Genomic DNA, 4426 nt, shown 5'->3' with positions numbered 1-4426 from the left:
AATAAAAGTTTTATTGTAAATTGACAAAATAATCACTACTATTATTATGTATGATTACATTTTTATCATAAAAACTTATTTAATAGGCTATGTTAAACTATTTGGTTGGTAAATAGAATATTAGAATGGACAAAACAAAACCACCTGTCCTCGTCAATTCGAGGGGAGGTGGTTTTACCAAGGCTCATCATCGTCAACTCGATGAGAAGTTGCTCAGTTTATTGATACTATATCAAATTAAATAATGTATTTCAACTTACATTGGTTCTCATTATATTAATATTGTTCATTAAATTTACTTCACAAACTAGTTTATTTTTTGTTATAACTTATATTTAATCTTATTTTATTAGCTCTTTTAAACCCCTCACTTTTCCTTAGTTACACTTCTATCTATATTCCCATAAAATATACTAAATCTGCAAATATAATAGGTACATTTATATTTTTTTCAAGTATAGCACAATAATTTTCATCAGGTACTATTGTAGGCCCAACATAAGGTGATACTTCTATAGTTAATGACGGCTTTTGATAATTTTCTATAAACCAATCTTTGTAGCCATTACCTGTAGTAGATTCTTCCTTTGGAATTAATTTATATCCAGTTAGTAAAGCAATACTCTTTGCAATAATTAGATCTCTATATTCATTAGTTTGATTGAAATACCAGTAGATTTCTTCTCCAGATGAATGATATGATATTGTTCCATTAAAGTTATAACATTCAGTTAAAGTTTTAAGTACATCTGTTTCTGGTTCTGAAAAATAATAAGGTCCAGGGTATCCTTCAGAGCCTGGGCTTTTAGCTAAATCAGTTGATGGATTGGATGTTGGATAATTTCTATTTAAATCTACGCCGTTTATGTTAGACTTCCAAGACAAAAAAGGCACTCTTTGTAAATAATCTTTATCTTGATATTCTTTGCAAATAAATTCCTTACCATTTAAAACTAAATCAGCCCCATCAGGGTTTACAAGTGGAACAAAGATAAATGTAATCCGATTTAAAAGTTCTCTTATATTTATTCCAAATACAACAGCGGTATTATTATATAAATTTACCATGTAATTTATCTGGTCTAGCAATAAAATTGTATTAATAGCTTCTCTGGCATGATGAGTTGCTTGCACAAGTATCTTTGTACTTCCACATCCTAATTCAACAGCTAAAATAGGAGTTCCTTGAACAGATGAACCTATTTGGTAGGAAGATAATATATCTTTGTTATTTCTTGTTAGGTCACATATAGCTAAATTAATATTCTTTGAAAAAGGTTTTGAATTGTATAAATTGATATAACTTTTTGTAAACATATATAGTCATACCTCCAATCGTCAATTTTAAACAACCTAATGGCAACTTTTATACAAACATACTCTACTATAGTCTATTCAATTAATTTACTTTAGTTCTATGATAATAAAATGTTGTTTTAATTTTATAAACAGTTTCAATTGTATTCTTAATACTTCTATATATCAGATAGTAAAAATGAGGAGTTTACTACTTTTTATGGTGATAGTATAAATCTATTGGAGGACCTATTTTCTAGAGTTTAATAGTTCTTATGTAGGTTCCCCTAATGCTAAAAAAGATATGAGTAGATACTCATATCTTTTATTGTGAAATGATTTATTTTTTCTCTATTTCTCTTATAAGTTTTATATTTTCTCTTTCAATATAATTTAGATCCTCTTCACTACCTGAAAAGTATGGATCTGGCACATACCAAGATTTACTTAAGAAATATTGTTTATATTCATCCTTTTCAAATATGTAACCATGTCTTGCAAATATTTCATTTCTAATATATGCTAATTGCTTATCAGAATATTTAAGTAATTCATTTTCAGTTAAATATCTAGTACTACTATCTGAAATTATATACTCATCGTTAATATCATCTAATACAACATTTTCACTAGCTTCTTCTTTATCTTTTATTTTTATAAGGTCATTGTAATATTCAAATTTTAAAACATCATACCCATATAATTCTGCTTTATCTAAGTATGTCCAACATGTTTCATAGTTCTTATTTTCATAATTTTCTTTAGCCTTACTTACATAAACATCAGAGTATACTTTATCTAAGTCACTTTCTTCTAATGTATAAGATAAACTTTCTAGTGTATTCTCAAAATCCTTATCTTCTTTTATTTTATTTGCAATTTTACTTACTATATCCTGGTTATATTTTATATTTAAAGCTTTACCATAATATTCTACAGATTTAGATGCCAAACTTTCTTTATCTGCTCTTATGGTATAGTAATTATACATTATGGAATCTTTACTTAAAATACCTACTAACACTAATAAAGCAAGTGTTATACATATTATTATAGATGCTTTTGATTTAGTGTTTTTAGGTGTCGTTTGTATCGTTGTATTTTGTTTATTTTCTACTGAATCTTCTATTTTTGAACCACAGTTTGTACAAAATTGAAGATTGTCAGATACTGATTTTCCACATTCTTTACAAAACCTCATTTTTATGCCCCCATATATATTTATTCAAAACATTTATATATCCCATCAGCTATAACTTTTGCTATCTTACTATGATTTTCAGTATTACTAACAAACATATCATCTTCTTTGTTAGATAAGAACCCCATCTCTATTAAAACAACAGGAACTTTAGACCAGTTAAACCCTGTAAGGTCATCTCTTTCTATAACTCCTCTGTTTTTTATACCTAATTCTTGTGCATATGTATTTATTATTGTTTCACCATAAGATTTACTTATTTCATAAATACTAGATGTATATTTGTTGTTACCTGGAACATGTACTGATGCTCCACCTATATTATTATTTTCTGATGAATCTGCATGTATTCTCAATACTAAATCTGCATTATTTTCATTTCCTATAAAAGCTCTTTCAATATTACTTTTAGACTCTGCCACATCTGACTTTGTCATAACTACATTATATCCTTTTGATTCCAAGTTCTCTTTTACTAATAATGCTACTGACATATTTGTTTTATGCTCGGGTACTCCAGTATATTCTCCAGTTGCCCCTAATCCATCTTTTAATTTTGTTTGACTAGATTCTGGTGCTATAGGTTCTTGTCCTGATGTTCCTGTTGATGAATGCCCTGGATCTATGACAATAGTTTTATTTGTAGGCACTACTTCTTCTTTTTCAGATTTTCCTTTGTTTTCACTATTATCATCTACTATGGAGTCTTTATTCTTATCATGTTCTTTTGAGTCTTCACTACTTTGATTTATATTTTTTTTATTATTTTCTTGCAAATTAGAATTATTGCATCCGCTTCCAATTACTACAATACATATTAATATCATTATATAAATAAGTTTATTCTTCATTTATATCCTCCAAAAATAATGGTCAAGGATTAATATATACTTGACCATTATTTTTTTAATTTATTTATTAAAAATAATATAACTCTCAACAGACTAACTTATTTTAACTCCGCAACAAGGGCAGAATTTAGAATCTGCTTCAATATTTGTATCACATCTATTACATAATATATACTCTGTATTTTCTGTTGGTATTTCAACCTTTTTACCACAACCACCACAGAATTTATCTTCATAACTTAAAGACATACCACAACTACATACAAATCCTTTATTTTCTATTTTTAAATCTTCTATTTTTCTTTTATTTTCATATATTATATGATCAAATCCTACTATACTTTGGCATTTTTCTAATATATCAGAATCATCTATGATACCTTCTCTTACTTTTTTATATACATATATCCCTAATTCTAATAAAGCATCTGCTTTTTTTGAATTTATATCATCTACTACTTTATTTAGTTTAGATATTTCTTTCATAAATTCAACCTTATTTTTACTTTTATCTAGTCCGTCTTGAATCTTAGACAGCCCCATTCCTATTTTATCTTCAACATTAGCCATTTATCTTTCCTCCTAAATACTATCTATTTTCTTAGTTTTATAACCTAATAATACAAATACAAAACTAAATACAAATGTAATTATAATAGTTAAAAATAAACTACTTCCCATGTATACACCCGCGCTTAAATTAGCATATATCTTATTTAAATAAGTCATTATGATGTCTGCATATTCATAACTATAACCTGAAATTATCTCATATATAAAATCGTTTAAGTATTCTTGAACTTGTCCAGAATTAAGACTTATCATTATCCTACTAAAATAAGATAAAATAAACATTGATATAGAATATGTAAAACTATAAATACCAATTATTTTTATTTGATTTTCACCATAAATAGATTTAATTTTTCTACCTATTAAAACTAACATAATAATCGGTATTATAGATAATAATATTATTGGAGAATTGCTATCTTTTGTTAAAGAAATTATGTTATAAGATGTAATTCCAAAAATACTAATTCCTACAAAGTTTGAAATTGTAAACAACCAGCAACTT

General features: G+C 26.5%; 5 protein-coding genes. All 5 read right to left on the bottom strand.

Annotated features, from left to right (window positions below):
• Window positions 1–393: 393 nt before the first annotated feature.
• Window positions 394–1317, bottom strand: coding sequence for a M14 family zinc carboxypeptidase (locus J7G74_RS11355; RefSeq protein WP_297135395.1), 924 nt, complete (start codon window positions 1315–1317; stop codon window positions 394–396).
• 319 nt (window positions 1318–1636) lie between these two features.
• Window positions 1637–2497: a YARHG domain-containing protein gene (locus J7G74_RS11350; protein ID WP_297135392.1), complete on the bottom strand. Its 861-nt coding sequence runs from the start codon at window positions 2495–2497 to the stop codon at window positions 1637–1639.
• A gap of 20 nt (window positions 2498–2517) precedes the next feature.
• Entirely contained in the window at window positions 2518–3348 is an 831-nt protein-coding gene (locus J7G74_RS11345; protein WP_297135390.1) for an N-acetylmuramoyl-L-alanine amidase family protein, read from the bottom strand.
• Between the two features lie 93 nt (window positions 3349–3441).
• Complete coding sequence (locus J7G74_RS11340; RefSeq protein ID WP_297135389.1) at window positions 3442–3918, bottom strand: zinc ribbon domain-containing protein; 477 nt, start codon at window positions 3916–3918, stop codon at window positions 3442–3444.
• A gap of 12 nt (window positions 3919–3930) precedes the next feature.
• Window positions 3931–4426: hypothetical protein (locus J7G74_RS11335; protein WP_297135387.1), on the bottom strand; the 496-nt coding region annotated here is incomplete at its 5' end.

Source organism: Terrisporobacter sp. (assembly GCF_017888745.1).
In the GTDB taxonomy this organism is placed as follows: domain Bacteria; phylum Bacillota; class Clostridia; order Peptostreptococcales; family Peptostreptococcaceae; genus Terrisporobacter.
The sequence above is the reverse complement of the archived record's forward strand: the minus strand, read 5'-3'. Positions and strand labels throughout refer to the sequence as shown.